The sequence below is a fragment of the Ulvibacterium marinum genome (assembly GCF_003626755.1).
GTDB classification, from domain to species: domain Bacteria; phylum Bacteroidota; class Bacteroidia; order Flavobacteriales; family Flavobacteriaceae; genus Ulvibacterium; species Ulvibacterium marinum.
In genome coordinates this window covers 91,642-116,251 of the sequence record NZ_RBCJ01000001.1, presented here as the reverse complement: position 1 = coordinate 116,251, position 24,610 = coordinate 91,642, and the positions used below count along the sequence as shown (strand labels likewise).

Annotated in this window: 15 protein-coding genes; 9 read left to right on the top strand and 6 right to left on the bottom strand. The window is 42.5% G+C overall.

What is annotated here, in order from left to right; all coding sequences use genetic code 11:
- Positions 1-143: 143 nt before the first annotated feature.
- Both hemG and D7Z94_RS00495 read right to left on the bottom strand, forming a co-directional pair.
- The gene (gene hemG, locus D7Z94_RS00500; RefSeq protein ID WP_120709560.1) at positions 144-665 is read right to left on the bottom strand and encodes a menaquinone-dependent protoporphyrinogen IX dehydrogenase; all 522 of its coding nucleotides are present in this window, start codon (positions 663-665) and stop codon (positions 144-146) included.
- 77 nt (positions 666-742) lie between these two features.
- Positions 743-2,032 (bottom strand): serine hydrolase domain-containing protein, encoded by a 1,290-nt coding sequence (locus D7Z94_RS00495; RefSeq protein WP_120709559.1) that lies wholly within the window; start codon positions 2,030-2,032, stop codon positions 743-745.
- 180 nt (positions 2,033-2,212) lie between these two features.
- Between D7Z94_RS00495 and D7Z94_RS00490 the strand changes: the two genes are divergently transcribed.
- From D7Z94_RS00490 to D7Z94_RS00450, 9 genes are all read left to right on the top strand, one after another.
- Complete coding sequence (locus D7Z94_RS00490) at positions 2,213-3,226, top strand: GntR family transcriptional regulator (protein WP_120709558.1); 1,014 nt, start codon at positions 2,213-2,215, stop codon at positions 3,224-3,226.
- 306 nt (positions 3,227-3,532) lie between these two features.
- Positions 3,533-6,637 (top strand): SusC/RagA family TonB-linked outer membrane protein, encoded by a 3,105-nt coding sequence (locus D7Z94_RS00485; protein WP_120709557.1) that lies wholly within the window; start codon positions 3,533-3,535, stop codon positions 6,635-6,637.
- Positions 6,638-6,671: 34 nt separating this feature from the next.
- Entirely contained in the window at positions 6,672-8,210 is a 1,539-nt protein-coding gene (locus D7Z94_RS00480; RefSeq protein WP_120709556.1) for a RagB/SusD family nutrient uptake outer membrane protein, read from the top strand.
- A gap of 226 nt (positions 8,211-8,436) precedes the next feature.
- Positions 8,437-11,871 carry a VCBS repeat-containing protein gene (locus D7Z94_RS00475; RefSeq protein WP_158594563.1) on the top strand — a complete coding sequence of 1,145 codons (3,435 nt, stop codon included), beginning with the start codon at positions 8,437-8,439 and terminating at the stop codon, positions 11,869-11,871.
- Positions 11,868-15,410 (top strand): VCBS repeat-containing protein, encoded by a 3,543-nt coding sequence (locus D7Z94_RS00470; RefSeq protein WP_120709554.1) that lies wholly within the window; start codon positions 11,868-11,870, stop codon positions 15,408-15,410. Before D7Z94_RS00475 ends, D7Z94_RS00470 begins: the two co-directional genes overlap by 4 nt.
- The gene (locus tag D7Z94_RS00465) at positions 15,391-16,725 is read left to right on the top strand and encodes a vanadium-dependent haloperoxidase (RefSeq protein ID WP_211341731.1); all 1,335 of its coding nucleotides are present in this window, start codon (positions 15,391-15,393) and stop codon (positions 16,723-16,725) included. The genes D7Z94_RS00470 and D7Z94_RS00465 overlap by 20 nt, the downstream gene beginning before the upstream one ends.
- Positions 16,726-16,790: 65 nt before the next feature.
- Complete coding sequence (locus D7Z94_RS00460; RefSeq protein WP_120710813.1) at positions 16,791-18,545, top strand: glycoside hydrolase family 36 protein; 1,755 nt, start codon at positions 16,791-16,793, stop codon at positions 18,543-18,545.
- A gap of 26 nt (positions 18,546-18,571) precedes the next feature.
- Positions 18,572-19,114, top strand: coding sequence for a sugar O-acetyltransferase (locus D7Z94_RS00455; protein WP_245967113.1), 543 nt, complete (start codon positions 18,572-18,574; stop codon positions 19,112-19,114).
- 32 nt (positions 19,115-19,146) lie between these two features.
- Positions 19,147-20,718, top strand: a complete 1,572-nt coding sequence (locus D7Z94_RS00450) for a sodium:solute symporter (RefSeq protein WP_120709551.1) — start codon at positions 19,147-19,149, stop codon at positions 20,716-20,718.
- Between the two features lie 249 nt (positions 20,719-20,967).
- On the opposite strand, the gene D7Z94_RS00440 is transcribed toward D7Z94_RS00450, so the two are convergent.
- The 4 genes from D7Z94_RS00440 to D7Z94_RS00425 form a co-directional block, all read right to left on the bottom strand.
- A complete protein-coding gene (locus D7Z94_RS00440; RefSeq protein WP_120709550.1) occupies positions 20,968-21,486 on the bottom strand; it encodes a ferritin in 519 nt (172 codons plus the stop codon).
- 55 nt (positions 21,487-21,541) lie between these two features.
- Entirely contained in the window at positions 21,542-22,285 is a 744-nt protein-coding gene (locus D7Z94_RS00435; RefSeq protein WP_317125754.1) for a phosphatase PAP2 family protein, read from the bottom strand.
- Between the two features lie 180 nt (positions 22,286-22,465).
- Positions 22,466-23,503, bottom strand: a complete 1,038-nt coding sequence (locus D7Z94_RS00430) for a nucleoside hydrolase (protein ID WP_120709548.1) — start codon at positions 23,501-23,503, stop codon at positions 22,466-22,468.
- Between the two features lie 121 nt (positions 23,504-23,624).
- Complete coding sequence (locus D7Z94_RS00425; protein WP_120710811.1) at positions 23,625-24,527, bottom strand: histone deacetylase family protein; 903 nt, start codon at positions 24,525-24,527, stop codon at positions 23,625-23,627.
- Positions 24,528-24,610: the final 83 nt, after the last annotated feature.

The following is a 24,610-nucleotide window of genomic DNA, read 5'->3' as shown; positions in this document are numbered from 1 at the left end:
AACCGCCATGACATTGATGTTAAAAAGAGGCAAAAATCAAAGTTCCCGCGTTTGGTCAAAATTGAAACGAACACAAGTTTTATAGGTAAAGTACTGACACGGGCAAAACCCTGCTACGCTCTTTTACTTGATTAACTGCATGTTTAGAGAACTTTTAATCGCTCACCGAACTCCTTTACCTTTTCCCAATCTGTATATTCAATTTCGGTGTGGGGATCTGTTGGTCCTTTGGTCATCCACATAATGAATTGAATCATGATCCTGTCAAAAAAAGGATATTTTTTATAATCCAGTTTACCCGCAAATACTTCCACTAAGTTGGGTCTCCAGGCTATGGTCCTAAAGAACTTTGTAACGTATGGATTTGTATCCGGCGTATTTTTTTCAGGCTTTCTGGCAACTAGGTTAACAGAAAAAAATGCTGCCTTTATAGAATCAAGGTGTTCTTTTTTTGAATTGATGAAGTCAATTACTTTTTTGTTATGGACTCCATATCGGATGCTTGCCCCAATAACAATTTTGTCATATGGGTCCGTATCCCCATTAAAATCATCAATGGCAACTAGGTCAACTATGCTTTGTTTCCGTAGCTGTTCCCTAAGTGTGTTACAGATTTTTAGGGTTTGTCCATCTACCGAGGAGTATAAAAGCAAGATTTTAACCATCTCATCAAGTTCAAATTGAGATATTTTAGGGTACCCCTTTATTTTATGTTAGGCACTTGTATTATTGGCTATAAAAATTAGTCATCGACCGCTACAAAAACCATCTGTCGAAATTTCCAACCGGTTTGGTCATCTACGGGCCCTCTGGTTTGTTTCATTAATATCCCGATGATTTTTTCCTGAGGGTCGGCAAAGTATTGTGTGTTGAAATATCCGCCCCAATCAAAGGTGCCAACACTTCCCTCACCGCCATGGTCCTGGCCTTTTGGGGTTACCACCCCAAAGGCTAACCCATAGTGCTTTATGTCATCGCCCCATAGATCTCCGGTTTGGTTCCCCATAATGCTTCTTACCGTAGTTCTACTTAAAATACGTTTCCCATTAAGTTCGCCATGGTTTAGATACATCTGCAAAAAGGTTGCATAGTCCTTCGCGGTGCTGGACAATCCTGCACCTCCCGAGAAAAACCGTTTGGCGCCTTTTATGGGGTAATCCGGATCGTAAAAAGTTACAGGATATTCTTCCCATTTGCTCCCTTTTTTTTGCTGTACGGTCACTAGCCGATTTTCCTTTTCATTGGGGAGATAAAACCAAGTATCGTCCATGCCCAGAGGGTCAAAAAGTCGTTCTCGAAGAAATTCGTCGAACGGCATTCCGGAAACAACTTCGATAAAATAACCGAGTACGTCCAAGCCTTCGCTATATACAAAGGCCTCTCCCGGATTATGATGCAATGGCAGTTTCGACAATTTTTTTACGCTTTCCCCAATGGATATATTCTTTGTTGTAAAAAGATCGGTAATACCTGCTTTAGCGTATATTTTTTGAAACCTTTCATCGCCATCGATCACGCCGTAACCTAATCCCGAGGTGTGGGTCAAAAGATGGCGAATGGTAATTTGGTTTTCCGCTGGCTTTGTAGTGTAGGTGGAGTCCCTTTCGTTGAAGCTATCCAGAATTTCGGCTTTTCCAAAATCTGGGATGTACATGGAAATAGGATCGTCCAATCGAAATTTTCCTTCTTCCCATAACATCATTACCGCTGTAGAGGTTATGGCCTTGGTCTGGGAGGCGATTCTGAAAATTGTGTTCTTTTCCATATCCTTATTGGACGTGTTATCTGCCATACCATAAGCCTTATGGAATATGATTTTTCCGTTTCTGGCAATCAGGGCGACCGCTCCCGGGATGTTGTTTTTTCCAACAGCTTGGTCCAACATCAAATCTATTCGCTCTAGTCGCTCAGGTGACATCCCCTCATCAATTGGGGAAGCCTCGGAAAGTGGGGAGGAGGATTGTATGGATCGGGTCTGTGCCTGCAAGATCACAGAGGACAAAATGAATAAAAATGCAATTCGGTTTTTCATTATTTCTGATTTTGATTTACAATATATTCATAATGCTTCATTTTTGACATAATCTCCTTGAAAATAGATGTGAAGATCTAAGAATATATGGGATACGAAGTGTGATAAAATAGGGATTCATTGGTATATTTTGTAATATTAGGGCACCATTTTGGTATAACGGAAAAAGTATAGCCTTTTATGTCATTGATAGACAGAATAAAGGATTTGGCCAATATTAATACGCTATCCAAGCATGAACAGTTGGTGCAAGGTACGATGGAATCCATAGATTCGGGTATTTTGGTAACCGGTGACAAACTGCCCTCAATTAACCAGATGGTAGACGAGCTGGGTTTTGCAAGAAAGACTATTGTAAAAGCCTACGAAGAGCTCAAAGATAGAGGCTTGGTGGAATCCAAAAAGCTTAAGGGATATTTCATAATCAGTGAGGAAACCAAGGTTACCCTTAAAATAGCATTGCTATTGTTCTCTTTCCAACGTTTTCAAGAGGAGTTTTATGATACATTTAGAAAGGAATTGGGCAAAAGATTCCAAATCGATGTTTTTTTTCATCACAACAATGTTTCCGTCTTCGAGAGTATCTTCAATACAATTCGAAGTAAATATGGCATGTATGTGGTCGCTCCAATTCCCCATAAAAGTATACGCCCGTTATTGCAATCTATAGAGCCGACCAAGCTATTGATAATAGACAGGTATTTGTCCATGCCCGAAGAGTATTCCTATATATCACAGGAATTTGAGGAAACTACATACATTAAATTGGTTGAGCTACTGCCTCGTATAAGACAGTTTGATAAGTTTGTTCTTTTCTTTAGGAAAGGGTCCGATTATCCAGAGGGAATTTTAAAGGCCTTCAATCGATTTTTGGTGGACTATAAAATTCTTGGGGCCGTAGAAGAGGAATACCGCCTGGGTTCCATCAAAAAGGGACATCTATATTTCTTTATTAGCGATACCTATTTATGGGAGGTTTTAAGAGATTGTCGCAATGGAGAATATGTTGTTGGCAAGGATGTAGGTATCCTATCTCACAACGATCATGTGGTAAAGCAAATTGTCTTTGGAGGCATCACTACCATCTCCACAAACTTTAATGACATGGCCATAAAGGCCGCGAAGCACATTAAACAAAAGGGTAAAACGCAAGTAATTATGCCCTTTAACGTCATTAAGCGTAACTCACTGTAAGTATTCTGACAGATTTTTCAATCAATTTGCTGAATAGGCAATTACGCACTCTTTTATTGTTAAAGTTTCATTTTTCACACAGTATTTTTTTGATATAAGCAAAATTAATTTAGTTTTGTTTAGTAGCATAGACTATCATAGATTACATACTATTTTTACTATTAACTAAATTTTTTTATCATTTTTCAGTAAAAAGTAACTAAATTGGACGAAGAGAACGCTACCCCATGTACTTCTAAGTCCGTTTGGAAATTGTATGTATTGCGCGTCTCTCTGCATGTAAACAACTAACTTAAACTAGTGATTATGAAACAAAATTTTACGAGACCCGGCGGGATATGGGTATTTGCCCTGGCATTCGTAGTTTTAGTATGCTTTGGAATTCAATCGGCATCTGCTCAGAATACCGTTTCGGGTACGGTTACGGATGATGTGGGACCATTATCGGGAGCAAGCGTTGTAGTTAAGGGCACTACGGTTGGAGCTGTGGCCGATTTTGATGGAAACTATACGATTGATGTGCCGGAAGATGCGACAACGCTTGTTTTTTCATATGTAGGCTATTCTGCTCAAGAAGTGCTTATAGAGGGGAGATCTACTATCAATGTTATTTTGACCGAGGACGCACAGGCCTTGAGCGAGGTGGTGGTCGTAGGTTATGGTACCCAACGGAAAGCTGACCTTACGGGAGCGGTAGGCTCTATTGGCGCCGCTGAAATTATATCGAAACCAATAACAAGCCCCGATCAGGTTTTGGCCGGAACAATTTCCGGGGTAAATATAACCAACCGGAGTGGTGATCCTGGAGCACCGATTAGTGTACGAATTCGTGGTATCGGCACCCCTGGGGTCAATGATCCCTTATGGGTAATCGATGGTGTTCCCATTGTTCAGACTACCAACATCACGGTAAATACATCATCTACCACAGATTCCAATCCGCTCGCAGGACTTAATCCCAATGATATTGAATCCATCGATGTATTAAAGGATGCAGCTTCGGCAGCAATTTATGGGGCCAGAGCCGCCAATGGTGTCATTATTGTTACTACAAAGAGAGGGAAATCTGGTGAGGCAAGGGTGACCTATGATGGGTATGCCTCCGTTGCAACGGTAAGGGATAATATAGATGTGCTTAACGTGCAGCAATTTATTGATATTCAAGGGCAATTGGGAAGAGACCTTTCACAATTTAGTGGCCAGCCCAATGTAGATTGGCAGGATGCAATTTTTCGTGATGGCTTTGTGCAAAGTCATAATGTGGCCGTTAGTGGTGGTAATGAAAATGCCAATTACTTTATTTCCGGAGGTTACTTTGACAATGAGGGTATTGAACCATCGCAAGATTTCGAAAGGTTTTCATTCAAAGCCAATTCTGATATTAAGGTAGGGAAACATTTGCGTTTTGGAGAATCCATATTGATAAGCCAAACTGATAGGACAACACAGAGTGAGGGTGCTTTTTTTGCCGGGTTCAATTCGGCGCTAAATGCGCCGTACTTTCAAATCTTCAATCCGGACGGTCCCTTGGGGTATAATCAAGAGACTGCTGAAAATTTAGGAGGTGCCAGAGGCATCAATTATGTTTTTAGGAATGATTTAAGGACACAAAGTACTACGGTAAGGAACCGCAAGGTTTTGGGAAATTTCTATGGAGAGGTCAATATTATTGAAGGCTTAAAGTTCAGGACTTCCTTAGGCTTGGATTATAATGTGGCTCGTGGTGAATATTTGCAATCGGATATATCCTATGATGGCAATGATAGACAATCCCTGTTGGTTTCTTCAAGACCTGAGGAATTGACGTTGACTACTGCCGCAACACTTTCATACGACAAAACCTTTGGTGGAGACCATAATATATCCGCTATTTTCGGATTTGAGCAAACCAAGTTTCGATTTGATAAGGTAAGACTACAGGGCCGTAATCTTTTCAACCCTAACTTTGCCGGTAGTGGTACTACCGTTGCCGGGGCCAATGAAGGTGATATTTGGACGTTACAGGGTTGGTTGGGCCGTTTAAGTTATAATTACAAAGGAAAATACTTGATGACGGCCAATATTCGTAGGGATGCTACTTCGAGGTTTGCCGAAGAAAATAGGGATGGAATTTTCCCGTCAGTTTCTGCAGGTTGGCGAATTTCACAAGAAGACTTTTTTCCTCAAAGCGATGCAATAGATGACATTAAACTTAGGGTAGGTTGGGGACAATCCGGTAACCAATTTACCGGTTTGAATTTTGCTTTCTTAAGTGCCCTGAACAATAACATTTTTTATGTAATTGGGGACGGTCAAACCCCTGTTCTCGCACCGGCACCGACAAGTTTTGCCAATGCCGACCTCAAATGGGAAACCAGTACACAATTGGACATAGGCTTGGATGCGAGCTTTATGAAAGGGAAATTGACCGGTACATTTGATTATTATAAGAAGACTACCGATGATGTATTGCTTGGATTGCCCATTCCATTTGTTTCTGGGTTCTTCTTGCCTGCCGATGCCAACATTGGTCAGATTGAAAACTCGGGTATTGAATTAGCGATCAATTGGAGCGATGAGATTGGGGATTTTAAATATAGCATAGGTGGAAATCTGACTACGGTTAAAAATGAAGTAACAAGTTTGGGTCAAATCCCCGATATTATTTCAGGTATTGGAGGAAACCAAACCCATAGAACGGTTGTTGGCGAAAGCCTTGGACATTTTTATGGATATAAGACGGACGGTCTCTATCAAACCGCTGCTGAAGCTAGTGCGGCCCCGACGGATGCCTTCTCCAGTGGTGCGGAACCCGGGGATATACGTTTTGTGGATGTTAATGGGGATGGACAGATAGACGCCAGTGATAGGACATTTTTGGGAAGCCCGTTCCCAGGGTTCTTCTACGGCTTCAATATTCAGGCTGAATACAAGGGCTTTGATTTTTCAGCCGTATTGCGAGGGGTTGGCGATCAGCAAGTTTATAATTCGGCTAGGATAAATCTTGAAAACCTTAGGGCTTCCAACAATAGCAACTTTAGCACCCAGATTTTTAGTCGTTGGACCGGGGAGGGTACTACCAATTCCAGTTCTAGTCCCAGGCTGACCTTAAGTGATCCGAACGACAATGATCGTTTTTCAGATCGTTGGGTCGAGGATGCCGGTTATTTAAGGATTCAAAATATATCTATTGGCTATAGCATATCTCCCGAAAAACTGAAAAGCTGGACTAATAATTTTGTTACAAGAATGCGCTTTTATATAGGTGCCCAGAACCTGGCGACATTTACCAACTATTCCGGATACGATCCTGAAGTAGGACGTACCCAAAGTTTCCAAAAAGGTGATTTTACCTTGGCCAGTGGTCAGGATGGAGGGCAGTCTCCCTTACCTAGAATAGTTCAGTTGGGATGGTCTGTAAATTTTAATTAGTCCGTAATTTTAATATCTTTATAATAAGCCTATTATGAAAAAAATATATGTATTTATCACAAGTCTTTGCATCCTAGGTACGTTTTCGTGCAATGATGAATTAGACCTCTTGCCTTTAGATAGGGTAACCGCCGATACATTCTACAAAACAAGGGCGGATTTTGATGGAGCCATATTCGCTTCCTATTCTTCCATTCAGGATTTTTGGGGGACCAGTACGGAAACCCTTGCCGAAAACGGTGAGTTTTGGAAAATCACACTAGTAATTACGGATGATGTTGCCGCGGATATTGCCGCCGGTGCGGATGGTAGATCACAAGACGCGGATGCGCTACAAATTAGGGCAAGTGATATTCCTTATGCAGCGATTTATACCCAAATTTATGAGGGTGTTTATAGGGCCAATCTGGTTATTGAAAATTTGCAAAGTGAAACTGAATTGACCGCTGAAGAGACTACTGTTTTGGATGCCGAAGCCAAATTTCTTCGTGCCTGGTTTCATTTTCAGGCCCTAAAAATGTTTGGAACACCCCCCTTGGCTACAGAAGTATTGACCGATATCAATAACCTGGCTTTGCCAAACGCCACTTCGGAAGAGCTTTACACGGCTATCCTAGCTGATTTTGGAGCTGCTGCTGCAGGTTTGCCGGAGTCTTGGGATAGTGGTAATACCGGAAGGGCTACTTCTTGGGCCGCTAGATCCTATATAGGCAAGGTAAATGTGTTCAGGGAAGATTGGCCAGCCGCAATTACGGCCCTGGCCGATGTGGTGGACAATGGTCCTTATTCGCTTGTTCCCAATTATGAGGATGTATTCTCCTTTGCCAATGAGAACAATTCCGAATCCATTTTTGAAGTGCAATATGGAGGTCCCCGTTCCGATGATAACCTTTGGGTATTTGATGATACCCATTCCGAAAACTTCAAGGCTTCCCAAGGAACGGGAAGAGGATGGTATTGGGACGCTCCAAACGCGTCCGGTGCTCCAGGAGGCAAACGGGGTTGGTGGGCGCCGACCCAGAGTTTGGTCGATGCCTTTGAGCCTGGGGACACTAGGGCGGCAACAATATTCTATCAAGATGGGGATACCTATTATACGTATAATCCATCGCAAGTAGAAGTGCCCTATGACCCCGCATGGTCCGAAACCAGTTATACCCTCAAAAAGTACAGAGGGCCCTTGAATACGGTCGATGCAAATCACTCTCCCAATAACCAGGCGGATTTTAACAATGAACGATGGTTCCGGTTCGCAGAGTTAAAATTGTTATATGCTGAGGCACTTATCGAAGGAGGGGGCGACTTGGGAGTTGCGGAACAACAGATAAACGATATACGGCAACGTGCAGGGTTGGCTCCATTGGCAGGTGGTGCGGATTTGACCCAAGCCATGAGACAGGAGAAAAGGGTAGAGCTTGCCTTGGAGCCCCATCGATGGTTCGATATAGTAAGATGGGATTTGGGCCCTACTATCTTCGGCGGTGCATGGGATCCCAGATATGAAGTATTCCCGTTCCCGCAATCCGAGGTAGATCGTTCCAATGGTGTGCTGAATCAGAATTCCGGATACTAAGACTTTTTTTAAGCCTTTGCGTAGGCTAGTTGAGTAGAGTTAGTTTATTTTATTATTTTGCCTTTTCTGGCTGTTTAGGGAATCCAATCACTGCGATTGGATTCCTTTTCTCTAAGGGTTCTTACCAATACATATGTTCCACAAAAAATCAATAGAACACCTCCAAAGCATCTTTATTCTCTTTTTGGCGTTAGGGATAGCAAGTTGCAAAAATTCCGAGGGAACCATGTTTACCGAATTATCCTCAAAGGACACCAATATTGATTTTTCCAATAATCTGGTCTATTCCGATAGTCTTACGGTGCTTGAGTTTGAATATATGTATAATGGTGCCGGGGTGGCTGTGGCCGATTTTGATTTTGATGGTTTACAGGACCTTTATTTTACAGGGAACATGGTCAGTAACCGCCTTTATCGGAATCTGGGAAATTGGAAATTCGAGGATTTGACCGAATCTGCCCAAGTAGGTTCTACCAGTTGGTCCAATGGGGCGGCCATTGTGGATATAAATCAAGATGGTTATCCGGACATCTATGTATCCAGAGGTGGGCCCAGAGGCTCCAAAGGTAAAGATCGGGCCAATTTGCTGTTCGTGAACAATGGAATGAAGGATGGAAAATTATCCTTTACCGAAGAGGCCACAAATTGGGGTTTAGCCGATGAGAGCTATTCCGTACAGGCCGCCTTTTTTGATTATGATAAGGATGGGGATTTGGATATGTACCTTCTAAGCAATGCCTTGGTGGATTTCAACCGAAACACATCCCGTCCCAAAGACCGGACGGGAAAAGCGCCATCGGCCGATAAGCTGTTCCGAAACAATGGAAACCAAACGTTTACGGATGTTTCCAATGAGGCCGGGATTCTAATAGAAGGTTTTGGATTGGGAGTGGAAGTTTGCGATATCAATACCGATGGTTGGCCGGATATTTATATTTCCAATGACTTTCTCACGGATGATTTATTGTACATCAATCAACGGGATGGTACCTTCAAAAACGAAATCACTCAATATTTTAGGCATTTGACCTTTAATGGTATGGGTAATGACATAGCTGATATCAACAATGATGGTCATATGGATGTCGTTGTCCTTGATATGCTTCCGGAGGACAATAAGCGATGGAAATTAACCATGATGGGCAACAACTACGACGAATTCCAAACAGGGCTGTCCTATGGTTATCATCCACAGTATATCCGAAATACATTACAATTGAATAATGGCAATGGCTCGTTTAGCGAAGTTGGTCAATTGATGGGGATATCGGCCACAGAATGGAGTTGGAGTGCATTGTTTGCAGATTTTGATCATGACGGGCTAAAAGACTTATGCATCACCAATGGTTATAGACAGGATATTACCAATTTGGATTTTATGGTCTATGGTAATCGGGTGTTAAGTATGGGCACGGAAGAGGCCAATCAAAAACAGCGTCTGGAGGAATTGAATAAACTGCCCGGGATTAAACTGCCCAATTACTTCTTTAAAAATACGGGCAATCTTAAGTTTGAGGATATTTCTAAAGCTGTAGGGTTCAATAAACCCACCTATTCCAACGGAATGGCCTATGCCGATTTTGACAATGATGGCGATTTGGATCTTGTGATGAACAATTTGGACGACCCCGCCGGAGTTTATAAAAACAATATCGTATTGGACTCGGCAAACAGCTATCTAAAATTCCGGTTCAAGGGAGAAAAACCGAATTTGGAAGGCATTGGCAGTCAAGTTGAATTGCATTATCAAGGAAAGCTTCAAAAACAATATTTCACACCCTTTCGTGGCTATTTGTCCTCCATGGAACCCGCATTACATTTTGGATTGGGCAATATTCAAAAGGTGGATACGGTTTTGGTGAGCTGGCCCAATGGAAAAAAACAACTATTGACCGATGTAACTACAAATCAAGAGATTGTTTTACATCAAAAAGAGGCGGATGAACTTGAAGTACAGGATGAAGTAATGCCTATGTCACCTGTACTTTTTCAAGAAATGGACAGTACCCTTATTCCCTTTAAACATCGGGAAAATGAGTTTGTGGATTTTAAGATACAACCGTTGTTGCCCCATATGCATTCCCGAAATGGCCCCGGCCTGGCCGTTGCCGATGTTAATGGAGATGCTTTGGAGGATGTATATGTGGGAGGAGCTTCTGGACAACCCGGCGTTTTGATGCTGCAAGGAGAAAATCAAAAATTCAAGGAAATCCCGTTTCCTGATGGAATCTCGGAGGACATGGGAACCCTATTTTTTGACGCTGACAATGATGGGGATCGGGATTTATATGTCGTTAGTGGAGGTTCCTCATTTCCGTTGGGCGATAGGGCTTATCAAGACCGTTTGTATGTAAATGATGGTACCGGAGCTTTTACCATGGCAAATGCACTTCCAAAATCCCCAATAAGTGGATCGGTAGTCACCGCAGCCGATTATGACAAGGACGGTAAACTGGATTTGTTTGTTGGGGGTAGAGTAAGACCAGGAGAATATCCGTTGGCCCCGGAGAGTGTTTTGTTAAGGAATAAAAGCAATGGGAATACCCTAAAGTTTGAAAAGGACGATCAACCTATTCACTCCACTTTTAAGGAATTGGGCATGGTGACGGCAGCACTTTGGACAGATTTCAACAACGATACATGGCAGGATTTGATTGTTGTGGGAGAATTTATGTCCGTCCGTGTCTTCCAGAACAATTCCGGAAACTTAGAGGAGATAACCCAACAAGCTGGTCTTGAGGATACGCATGGTTGGTGGAACAGTATCCAAGGAGGGGATTTTGACAATGATGGCGATACCGATTATGTTTTGGGGAACCTTGGGTTGAACAGTAGATATACGGCAAGTAAGGATGAACCCCTTTGTATTTATGCCAACGATTATGATAAAAATGGGTTGATAGATCCCGTGATGTGCTATTACGTTGATGGTGAGAACTATGTAGCACACTCCCGTAACGATTTGATCGAACAGATCAATGCCATGCGGGTCCGTTTCCGCACCTTTTCGGACTATGCCGATGCCACTTTTGAGGAATCATTTTTAAAGGAGGAATTGGCCGATGCCTATGTAGTGAAGAGTCAGACCTTTGCCAATAGTTATCTTGAAAACTTGGGTTCGGGGAAATTCAGAATAAGCGAGTTCCCCCGATCGGTACAGACGGCGCCTATATATGGCATGGTGGTGAAAGACTATAATGCCGATGGAAATTTGGATGTATTGGCCGTAGGCAATTTTTATAACGGAGAGGTTTTTTCGGGTCGATATGATGCCTCTATTGGATGGGTATTGGCCGGTGATGGGAAAGGAGGTTTTAATCCCTTAAAAGTCGAGGAAAGCGGTTTTTTTGTTCAAGGTGATGCCAAAGGTCTGGTAAATCTGTTTACCGAAAAGGGGGAGTTGGTCCTAGCGGGCATTAACGACGATGCTACAAGGGTATTTTCTTTTTCGGAAAATCGGCAACGCTTGTATACACCCGAACCGGATGTTATATCGGCCTTAATCGAATATGCAGATGGGAGGCGGCAAAAAATAGAATTTTACCATGGTGCCGGATATTTGTCCCAACCCTCCCGTAGTTTATCCATTCCTAAGAATGCCGTATCCATAAAAATTATGAATTCCCAAGGTCAACAGACTGAAATCCTTTCCATGCCATGAGGAATGTACTACTATCATTTTTAGTGGTTTGTTGTATGCTGGCTTTGAGTTCCTGTGGGAATGGCGATACACGTTTTAAATTATTGGACAGTTCCCGGACGGGGATTGATTTCAACAATAAAATCAAGGAAAACGACAGCATCAATGTCTTCGAATTTATGAATGTATATACCGGTGCGGGAGTGGCCGTCGGGGATATCAATAATGACGGATTGGTGGATGTTTATTTCAGCGGGAATGCCGTTTCCGGACGATTGTATCTGAACAAGGGCGACCTTGAATTTACGGATATTACCGAGGAGGCCGGAGTACTTAATAGTAGATGGGGTACGGGAGCTACCATGGTAGACATCAATCAGGATGGATGGTTGGATATCTATATTTGTGTTTCGGGCAGTGCAAAGGAGTCCGAGAGGGCAAATCTGCTCTACATCAGCAACGGGCCTTCCGAGGATTCCGGCCAAGTGACGTTCACTGAAAAAGCTGCGGAATACGGTCTGGCCGATACCCGTCAAAGCATGCATGCCGCTTTTTTTGACTACGACAAAGATCAGGATTTGGATATGTACCTTTTGGTAAATCCGGCCGCATTTGAGCATCAGGTAAATTCCAGTCATCCCAGAAAGCTGAATGGTGAATCGGTGAGTAATGACCGACTCTATCGAAACGAGGGTAACGGAAAGTTTGCCGATGTTTCTGAAGAGTCCGGGATTTTGGTAGAAGGGTATGGACTTGGGGTAGGGGTTTCGGACATCAATAATGATTCATGGCCGGATATCTATGTGTCCAATGATTTTATCGGAAATGATATTCTGTACATTAATCAAGGTGATGGAACGTTCAAAGATGAAATAACAGACTATTTGAACCATACCTCCTATGCGGGAATGGGCAATGATATAGGGGATATAAACAATGATGGAAAGCAGGATATTTTAGTCTTGGACATGCGTCCAGAGGACAATAGAAGAAGAAAGCTGATCATATCTTCATTGGGCTACGATCGTTTTCAGACCATGTTGGAAGCAGGTTATAATCCCCAATATACCCGGAACACGCTACAGTTGAACCAGGGAGAAGGTAAATTCAGTGAAATTGGTTTTCTGGCCGGGGTGAGTAGTACGGACTGGAGCTGGAGCGCACTCTTGGCGGACTATGACAATGACGGTCACAAGGACCTGTATATAACCAATGGCTTTCTGAGGGATTTGGGAAATCTGGATTATATCCATTACCAAAATATCTACAATACACCAATGGGGGATACGGAGACCAAAATCGAACAAAAAATGGAATCCATGCACGCCTTGCCCAGTGCCAAATTGCAGAATTATGCTTACCGCAATTCGGGTGGGATTCAATTCGAAAATGTAACAGAATCATGGGGTATCCAGGAGTTAAGCTGCTCCAACGGGGCCGCCTATGCCGATTTGGACAATGATGGGGATTTGGATCTGTTAGTCAACAATATTAATCAGTCGGCTTTCATATATGAGAATCAAAATACGAAAGAATCCCCGAACCATTATTTGAAGATTAGCTTAAAGGGAAAACGGGGCAACCTTCAAGGGATAGGTGCCAAAGTAAAGGTTACTACCGGTTTCACCCATCAGTATTATGAACATTTTCTAAGCCGTGGTTATGAGTCCAGCATAGATCCTACCATTCATTTCGGTTTGGGAAAACATGAAAGAGTAGATGCCGTTGAGGTTCGGTGGCCCAATGGTGACTATCAGGCCATTACCGACATCTCTGCAGATCAGGTATTACACATTGATCAGAATGAAACTACTCCCATGGATTTTGATAAGGAACTAGATCCAACTCAAAATATGTTCATTGATATTACGGACTCCGTAAAGGTTGAATTTCAACATCAAGAAGACCCGATGGTCGATTTTAAGCTACAACCTATTTTACCACATATGCATTCCAAAAATGGTCCCGGGATAGCTATCGCGGATGTCAACGGGGATGGTCTGGAGGATTTTTATGTTGGCGGTGCCAGTGGTCAGGAGGGCCGGCTGTTCCTACAGAATACGGAGGGTTCATTTACCTCTCGAGACTGGACTTTGGATGGGGAATACGAGGATATGGGAGCCTTGTTCTTTGATGCTAATGGGGATGGGTTTTCAGATCTTTACGTGGTTAGTGGTGGGGTTCATGCACTAGCAGATATGGGAATTTACCAAGATCGACTGTATCTCAACGATGGTCTAGGGAATTTTACCAAATCGGATGCACTTCCTCGGATTTCTGCTAGCGGCTCAGTCGTTACGGCATCCGATTTTGATAAAGATGGGGATTTAGATCTTTTTGTGGGAGGACGCATAAAACCAGGCGAATATCCCATGCCGGCCCAAAGCTATCTATTGGAAAACATTACGGACAAGGATTCCGGGAAGGTAAAATTTAAGGATGTAGGGAGTAGCGTTCCCGGATGGGAAGGATTGACTATGGTCACAGGGGCACTTTGGACAGACTTTGATAACGATGGTTGGCAAGACCTTATAGTAGTCGGGGAATTTATGGCCATACAATTTTTCCATAATGAAAAAGGTCAATGGATCCATGCCAATGCAAAAACAGGATTGAAACATACCGAAGGTTGGTGGAACAGCATCTCCGGAGGTGACTTTGATGGTGATGGCGATACGGATTATATTTTGGGCAATCTGGGCCTTAACAACAAGTACCAAGCCACAGAAGAAGAGCCGTTGTGTATCTATGCCGGCGATTATGATAAGGACGGTCGTATAGACCCGGTCATGTGCTATTTTGTAGACGGCGAGAACCATATTGCGCATACCCGTGACGAAATCATAACCCAGATAAATGCCATGCGGGCACGGTTCAAGACCTATGAATCCTATGCCGAAGCTACTTTTGAAACCTCGTTCTTGCCTGAGGAACTCGAAACTGCCTATGTGGTAAAGAGCCATACTTTTACCAGCTCATATTTGGAAAATAAGGGTGGTGGCCAATTCGATCTGCGTGCCTTGCCCTTGGAATATCAAATAGCTCCTATCGAAGGAATTGTAGTGGAAGACATTGATGGCGATGGGCATGAGGATGTTTTGTTGACCGGAAACTCGTATGTTACAGAGGTAGCTTCGGGGAGGTACGATGCCTTAAAGGGTATGGTATTAATGGGCAATGGCGATGGGACTTTTAATAAGCTTTCTTTGGAAAAGAGTGGTTTTGTGAATGATCATGATGGGAGTGGGCTAGGCCTTCTTCGAAATGCCCAAGGGCTGCCATATGTTGTTTCGGCAAATAACGATGGGCCGGTTAGGGTTTTCGGTATGAACAATACCAACGAGACTTATCCCATTTATAAAGCCGATGTAAATAGCGAATCGGCTGAAATCCTTTTCAGGGATGGCAGAAGGCTAAAAAAGGAGTTGAACCACGGGTCCGGCTATCTTTCCCAACAGACCCGGAGTATACGGTTGCATGATAATATCATGGAAATAAAAGTAAAAGACGTTAATGGTGAGACAAAAATTATACATGCCAATGAAGCTACAGATCAATAGCCTGATAATAGTCTTTTTGCTGATGTTGTCCGCTTGTGGGCCGACTCATAATGCAGAAAAACTGGATGTTTATTTTGATGGGGCCTTGATGGAGTACAATCGAAAATTGACCGATGTCATAGTAGCGGACATTTTCACCCCTCCGGTGGCCAGCCGTATCTATGCCTATCCGAACATTGCGGCGTATGAAGGCGCTCGTTTCCTGGAGCCCGCTAGACCTTCATTGGCCGGACAACTCAATGGTTTGGATGTCTTACCAAAACCGGATTCCCTTAAATCGTATTATTATCCATTGGTATCCCTAATTGCCTTTACCAATGTAGCGGAATATTTGGTATATGATCTGGAGCGTATCGATAAGATGGAAATGGAATTGCTGGAAGAGGTACGAGATATCGGGATAGATAGGGAGATATATGATAATTCGGTCGCTTATGGAAAAAATTTAGCCGAGAAAATTTTGGAATGGGCCGTAAAGGATGGTTACCATAGACGTACGGCCTTACCTAGATATAGCGTATCGGACGATCCTGGTCGCTGGCGTCCCACGCCCCCGGACTATATGGAGGCTATAGAGCCCCATTGGAATACGTTGCGACCTTTTATACTGGATTCCGCCGCCCAGTTTGATCCAGGGCTTCCAACATCTTTTGATACAGATGAGGAATCGCAATTCTATAAGGAAGCAAAGGAAGTTTATGAAACTGTCAAAAACTTGGATGATGAACAATTAGCAATTGCCAAGTTTTGGGATTGCAATCCAAATATATCGCATACCAAGGGACATGTTATGTATTTCCAGCAACAGATTTCGCCGGGAGGACATTGGATGCATATTGCAGCGCAGGTGTTGGATGAGCAAAAAGCCAATACGGTAGAGTCCGCGGCTACGTTGGCCCTGACCGGTATTGTTTTGGCAGATGCCTTTATCAGCTGCTGGGACCAAAAATATAAGAGTAGCTTAACCCGTCCTGAGACCTATATCAATAAATATATGGATTCGGATTGGGCACCCATTTTACAAACACCCGCCTTTCCGGAACATACTTCTGGGCACAGCGTAGCCTCTACAGCTGCTGCGACTATGTTGACCCATATTTTTGGTGATGACTATGCATTTGCTGATGCCACTGAAGTACCATATGGGTTACCAATACGAAGCTATCCCTCATTTATACGAGCTTCCCAAGAGGCCGCGATTAGCCGATTATACGGAGGCATACATTATAAACCTGCTATTGAGCTTGGTATTCAACAAGGTGCGGCCGTTGGAAATTACGTAATAAAGAATTTAGACATTAAAGAAAGTAAATAGGCGGATTGTTTCTTCTAGAACATGGGAAGATAAAAAGAAATCAGGGACAGAAGACTGGAAATAGTATGACTATCGATACATATGAAATTTTGATAAAGGGTGTAGAGGCACCTATAAAAACCTCCCTAAACAAAATACGTGGTTCCGAGGAGCTTTCAATTTATGAGTTTGAAGTTCATAGCGACAAAGAAGTATACCCTTCACCGATAACCTTACAATGGAAAATTCCTGCTATTAATATAAAAGGTGTTTGGAAACCCACTACCGATTTTAACAAACGAATCCAGGCTGATTGGGAACTTGATAATATGGAATCCAGAATATCCATCGATGCCCCGGTAATTGCTCTTTTTGGACATGATGACAGTAATGTCCTAACGTTTGCATGCTCCAACGCCATCAATAAATTGGAGATGAATGCCCGCCTTCGTGAAGAGGACAATCATTTTTATTGCCATCTAACCTTTTTTACGGAACAGCATTATTCGTTAAAGGATTTTAAGGTTCAGTTGCGATTGGATCATAGAAAGCTTCATTTCTCCAAAACCTTAGGCGATGTTTCCCGTTGGTGGGAAAGTTTTGATGGGCTCCAGCCTACCCATGTTCCTGATATAGCCAAGAAACCCTTGTATTCTACTTGGTATCAATTCCATCAGAACCTGGATACCAAAGTCCTTTTGAAGGAATGTGAAATCGCTCATGATTTAGGTTATAGGGTCATTATAATCGATGACGGTTGGCAGACCAACGACTCCAATAGGGGATATGATTACACCGGGGATTGGCGACCGGACCGTATACCCGATATGGCCTCATATGTTAAGGAAATACATCGAACAGGGATGAAGGTTGCTTTGTGGTATTCCGTCCCTTTTTGTGGTAAAAAATCGAACGCCTATAAAAAGTTCAAGGGTAAATTTTTGACCGAGGACCATCGTTGGGCACCGGTCTTTGACCCGCGCTATCCAGAAGTCCGTGAATATTTGGTAAACCTCTACACAAATGCACTAAGGAACTGGAACCTGGATGGATTTAAACTAGATTTTATCGATGAGTTCAAGCTATATCCGGATACCCCTTTGAGCCGTAAAGGTGGTCGGGACTATGCCTCGATCAATAAGGCCGTAGATCGACTCTTGACCGATGTCATCAAAGCATTGCAAAAGATAAACCCCGAAGTTATCATAGAATTCCGGCAAAAATATACAGGACCAGCCATGCGGAAATATGGTAATATGTTCCGTGCGTTCGATTGTCCTGGTGATGCCACTATGAACAGGGTGCGCATCGCGGACATCAAAATGCTCTGCGGCAATACGGCCGTACATTCCGATATGGTAACCTGGCATCCGGGCGAACCTCTGGAAATCGCCGCCCTTCAAATGGCGAATACTATGTTTGGGGTACCTCAATTGTCCATTATGTTACAGGAAGCTTCGCCCCAATATTTGGAGATGATCGCTTTTTATACGGGCTATTGGAACCAACATTCCACTATTTTACTTGAGGGTGACTTTGTACCCTTAAAGCCTTTGACCAATTACGCAGTCCAAAGTATAGTTAAGGATGATTTGATGATTATCGGCGTGCACGATGAATATATTGTTTCGTTGGATACGGTAACTGATAAGATTCATTTCCTCAATGCACAGTTGGCACATGAGATGGTGCTCAAATGTTCGAATGATTTTGGAGATTTTTCAGCAACGGTTTACGATTGCAAAGGGAATATAGTAGCGGAGAATACCATATCCCTATCCAAAGGCATAAAGTGTATTCAAGTTCCCCCTTGTGGTATAGTACAAATGATACGTGCTTGATTTTAGTTATGACGGAAAAAGAGAAAATGATAAAAGGCTTGCCATATGACCCTTATGACAAGGAATTGGTTACAGGAAGGAGGAATGCCCATAGATTGCTTCGCGAAATTGCGGGAATTCCTGAGGATAAAGAAAGACAGCGCAAACATTTTTTTAAAGAACTATTTGCTGAAACAGGAAGTAAATTCTTTATTGAAAATCCTTTTATATGCGACTATGGATTCAATATTCATTGGGGTGAGAACGCCTACGCAAATTTTGGCTGTATAATTCTTGACGCCGCTCCGGTATACATTGGCAAGAATGTGATGCTAGCACCTTCGGTAAAAATTTTTACGGCTACCCATCCACTAGAATACAAAGAAAGGAACTCAGGCATCGAATTTGCCAAATCGGTCCGCATTGGTGATAATGTTTGGATCGGTGGAGGCGCCATTATTAATCCAGGGGTCACCATTGGCGAAAACAGTGTAATAGGTTCCGGAGGCGTTGTGGTTAAGGATATTCCTGAAAATGTAGTGGCGGTGGGGAACCCTTGTAAGGTTTTAAAAAGCATAGAAAATCATTGAAATAAAATAACCATTTAAACATCTAAAGAATTATGGAGGGAGCTATACATAATATCGACTTGATAATTATCGGGGTTTATTTCATCGCTGTCATGCTTATTGGACTGTATGTGGCAAGGGGAACAAAAACAGGGGAAGATTTATTTTTGGGGGGAAGAACTTTTGGTTGGGGAATAATTGGACTTTCACTCTTTGCATCCAATATCTCCACAACTACTATAATTGGACTTTCTGGTGCGGCCTATAGCTCAGGAATTGTTCAATCGGTATATGAATGGATGACAGGGATTCCCTTGATTATAGCTGCCCTGATATTTATTCCACTCTATTTAAGATCTAGGATAACGACTATACCGGAGTTTTTGGAATTACGTTTTGACAGGCGTTCCCGAAAATTCTTTTCTGTAGTTACAATTTTTACCAGTATTGTTGTGGACACCGCTGGTGGTCTTTATGCCGGTGCTATCGTACTGAAGGCTTTTTTTCCTGATTTGGTCATTTGGCAAACAACTTTGGTGTTGGCCTTGGTAGCCGGAATTTACACGGCCTTTGGGGGATTAAAAGCAGTAGTGTATACCGATGCCATCCAAGCAATAATATTAATTTTTGGGTGCTCGGTGCTGGCCTATCTTATGTTCGAGAAATTGGATTTTTCTTGGGAAAATGTGCTTGCTGCCGCACCTGATGGACATCTATCCATTATACGACCGGCCGATGATCGTTCCCTTCCTTGGCCTGGATTGATATTGGCCGTGCCTATACTGGGCTTTTGGTACTGGACTACTAACCAGTATATAGTACAACGAATTTTAGGGGCCAGGGACATCAACAATGCGCGCTGGGGTGTTATACTGGCAAGTTTTCTAAAAATAGTGCCCCTCTTTATCATGGTCATTCCCGGTACCATGGCCATTGGCCTTTTCCCTGGATTGGACAATGCGGATCAGGTATTTCCTACTGCAGTAATGAACATATTGCCTGTAGGACTTATAGGGGTTGTCCTGGCCGGTTTGATTTCGGCCATTATGAGCAGTGTGGATTCTACTTTGAACTCGGCTTCCACCCTGTTAGTGGTAGATTTTGTAAAAACTAGGAACCCGGATATTACGGATAAGGAAACGGTGAAATATGGGCGTATGACCACTTTGATTCTCATGGCGGTAGCTGCGATCTGGGCACCGATGATAGAGAATTTTGGAGGCATATGGGCCTATTTGCAACAGATGTTTTCCATAATCGTTCCACCCATTGCCGTGCTTTTCCTCGTGGGGGTATTTTATAAAAGAGGTAATAAAGAAGGTGCTTACGCTACCTTGATTTGGGGTACTATTGGAGGAATTATTCTTTTTGTATTGGGGCAACTCGGATACTGGCCGTTACATTATGTCTATAATGTGGGTATCATGGTCGTGATAAGTGCACTGTTATTCATACTTGTAAGTAGAGCTACACCTGCACCTTCCGGAGAGCAAATAGAATTATACACCTATAAAAAAGATTTGATCAATGCGGGAATGGAAAATGTGCCTTGGTACAAAGACTATCGCTATCAGATCGTACTTTTATTGGTGGTAATAGGCTATTTCACAGTGGTTTTTGCCTAAGCCACCTTTTTCAATAAATCAAAACAAGGACAGCGATTGCAACGTTTGGATTCGCATTTCTTGTATTTAGAGCAACATTTGGTTTTACAGCTCTTTGGTGTTAATTGCCTTAGTGCGGCCTTATGATCTTTTTTCAGCTTTTTCAGCTCCTTTTTTGATACTTTCTTTTTTTTGCCCACCAAAAATCACTTAAGGAATATTCCAAAAGTAATTATTTTAATTAAATCTAAATAAGAAAAATGTAAAAATTTATTCCGTGGTATCCGAAGCGGCACTTTCAACAGTAATTTGTTGAACATCTCGGTCAAAAAGATAAAGGCCTCCTTTATCATTTCCGATAAGGTTTATCTTATCCAAAATAGTTCGGGCCAAGGCTTCTTCCTCAATTTGTTCGGCTACATACCATTGTAGAAAATTATGAGTGGCATAATCTTTTTCCTCCAAAGTGACATGAACCAAATCATTTATGCTTTTCGACACAAATATTTCATGATCGTATAATTCTTGGAACATTTTCTGGAACGTACCAAAATCGGTCTTGGGAGCTTTTAAGTCTGAGATGGTGGCATGTCCGCCTCTTTCGTTTACAAACTTTATCAGTTTTAGCATATGCATCCGTTCTTCATCGGAATGTTTGTACATAAATTGGGAGATGCCCTCAAGGCCCTTTACCTCGGCCCATGAGGCCATGGATAGATACACCTGCGAGGACTCCGCCTCTATCCTAATTTGTCCGTTCAATGCTTTTTCAACCTTCTTGGATAACATAATTTTAAATTTTGCGCAAAGTTACAAATTATACCTATTTCAAAAATGATTTAAATCAGAAGCGTGCTACAATTCCAAGTCTTCCTGGACCTAGATTGAGGTCCCAGCTAATTTTTTTGCTGTTATCGTTATATTTCTTCTCATATTTCGTGTCCAGATAACGGTCAATGGACTCAACGACAAAAATGCTTATCGCTACACTAAAGACTACATCCGAGAGCCAATGTTTGCCCTCCCATAACCTGGAAACCGCCGGAATGGCCCCCAAGGTATAGATGCCTCCCTTTATCCAGGGGCTTTTGAATTGCTTTGCAATGGCGTGGGCATTGGTCATAGCCAAAATGGCATGGCCCGAAGGGAAGGAATGAAAATCCTTGCTTCCACTCCAGAAGGGGTTAAAGGTATCCTTGGTTTTTCCACTCAAAGGTCTTGCTCTGCCGACAACGGATTTTAAGAGATGTTGTAGCAATCCTCCCGCTGAGGCCGATGAAATAAGAAGCACCCCTGTTCTTCGTAACTTTTCATCCTTTATGGCAAGTCCCGTAAGGTACACGGCACCAGTTACGAAGTAATTGTTGGATGGACTCCCATATTCAAACCCGAAGTCCCGGAAGACTTTTGGTATGTCATCCCTAACTTCCTTGAAATACTCGGAGGTGGGGTCGTCTACTAGGTAAGCGACTCCGGTACCTACCATGGTTACGCCAAAATCCGCCCATTGCTCACCTTGCCAATGTAAAGGTCTGGAATACGCATGTCCCATCCCTAAGAAGATATTCCCGATGTCATATTTGAACATATTCCATCTAGTTTCGGTAAAATCCGTATTCAAATCCTGGGACTGCGCGAAACATACAAATACGAGGAAAAAAAATAAAAAAACTCTCTGCATTGCACTGATTTGCGGTGCAAGTTAAGGTTAAGATTTCAATTCCAATACTCTTTTAGAACCAAAATTTCACCTATAAATATGCAGTGACTACCGCGTTGCCGAAACCAAAAGGGGGTTCTCCATAGTTTCGTAGAAATCGGCCAGAACCTCTTCCTTATTAAAGTTTTCCCAAACTATAATTTTTCTTTGGTTCGCGGGGCGTTCTACCCATTCATTATTGATTAGTATGGGCGCGCGAATCAATTTTTGCTCTCCCCATGAACTATCCTTTAAAATGGCCAGGGCGACCATATCAAAAAGGGGACGCGATGGCGGATCGGTATGGTAATGGATATGTTCAAAAAGACTGATGGAATAATCGCCGAAATTTCCAAAGGTTCCTCCATGTCTTCCTGTAATCGACTCTTTTGCTTTGGGCCCCAATCCCGGCATTCTTGAATTTACTTCGGTTTGGGTTACTGCCACAGCGTCGGTTCCCGAGGGTTTTCCATAACGAACGGTTACCATTTCAAAGGGGATTTTGCTGTTCAGTACATAGTTCATGGAAATGGTATCATTATCCTGATTGTATTCCCCGGGTTCGGGATAGTTACTTCCCAACCACACAATTTTGGTCCGCTCGGCAAAAGAAGGGTCTTTTTTAAGAGCCAGGGCAATATTGGTGAGCTTGCCCACCGCCACTATGATTATGGAATCTTTCTTCGTTTCTTCCAGAAGAAAATCCACACCTTCTTTTCCATCATAATTGGAGAGGTCAAAATCTTCAACAATTTCCTCAAAATTCCCATTTGCTCCACTTAAAAGGGGGATAGAATCTTTCAAATTGCTCAATTGCAATACCCTTTCCGCCTCATCATAGTGCCCTTGAATACCACCTCCATTAAACGTTGCATTGACCGTAATCCCCTTTACATCAAAAACATCGCCATTGAACAACATATAGGCCATGGCATGCTGATCGTCCAACTCATTATTGGCATCGGTATCGAAAATGACTTTTATTTTTTGTGACTCAATTTTTGATGATTCCTCTGGGACAGATATGGATTCCTTTTGTTTTTCCTTACAGGAAGTGCAAAGTGAAGTTGATAAGAGGAATAACAATAGGTAGTAAGCCGTTTTCATATAAGAATGAATTTTTGGTTCATAGTGGGTTGGGAAAGTACAAAAAAATGGAAAACTCCTAAAACAGACAAAGGATTGCTTCAAGTTTGATTCGATTTTGGTTACATGCGAAAAGTACTGTTTAAAAAAAGATTTGTTGTGCCGAACGAAAGGTATTGGCATGGGCTTCAACAATTGTTTTGATATCGGTTGAATATCCACCGCCCATACTACATTGAATCGGGATACCTAACCGATGGCAGGTCTCCAATACCATTTCATCCCTCCGCTTGCAACCTTCCAAGCTTACGGCCAATGTTCCCAATTTGTCTGTTTCAATAATGTCTACCCCGCAGAGGTAAAAGATAAAATCAGGTTGGGTTTTATCGATTAGTTTAGATAAATTCTCCTGTAAAATGGACAAATATTCGGCATCACCGGTTCCTTTTTTTAACGGAATATCCATATCAGATATCTCCTTTTTAAAGGGATAGTTATTGGCCCCGTGCATGGAGAAGGTAAAGACCGAATCATCATTCTGAAATATTTCCGCTGTCCCATTCCCTTGATGGACATCCAAATCCACAATCAGAATTTTTTTGGCCAAATTTTTTGCTTGAAGATAACGTGCTCCTATAGCTTGGTCATTTAGCATACAGAAAGCCTCACCTCGGTTGGTATAAGCATGATGTGTGCCCCCGGCGATATTCATGGCAATTCCATTTTCGAGCGCAAATTCACAACCTCTAATAGTCCCATCGGCAATAACACGTTCCCTTTCCACCAAGTCCTCCGTTAAGGGGAAGCCAATTTTTCTGGCCGCTCTAGGAGGTATTTTAATATTCAACAAATCGTAAAAATACTCCGGTTCGTGAACAGCTACGATATACTTGTCATTGGGGATATTTGGTTCAAAAAAGTTTGTATGCGTACAGGTGCCTTCATATAACAGTTGTTGTGGCAACAGTTCATATTTCTCCATCGGAAATCGATGCCCTTTGGGCAGAGGATGTTTATAAATAGGATGATAGGCTATTTTAAGCAAATTCAAGAGATTCTATACCTTATCAAATATCGCTTTTTATCATAAATCACACACAAAATAAATCTTATCCATGTATTCGGCCA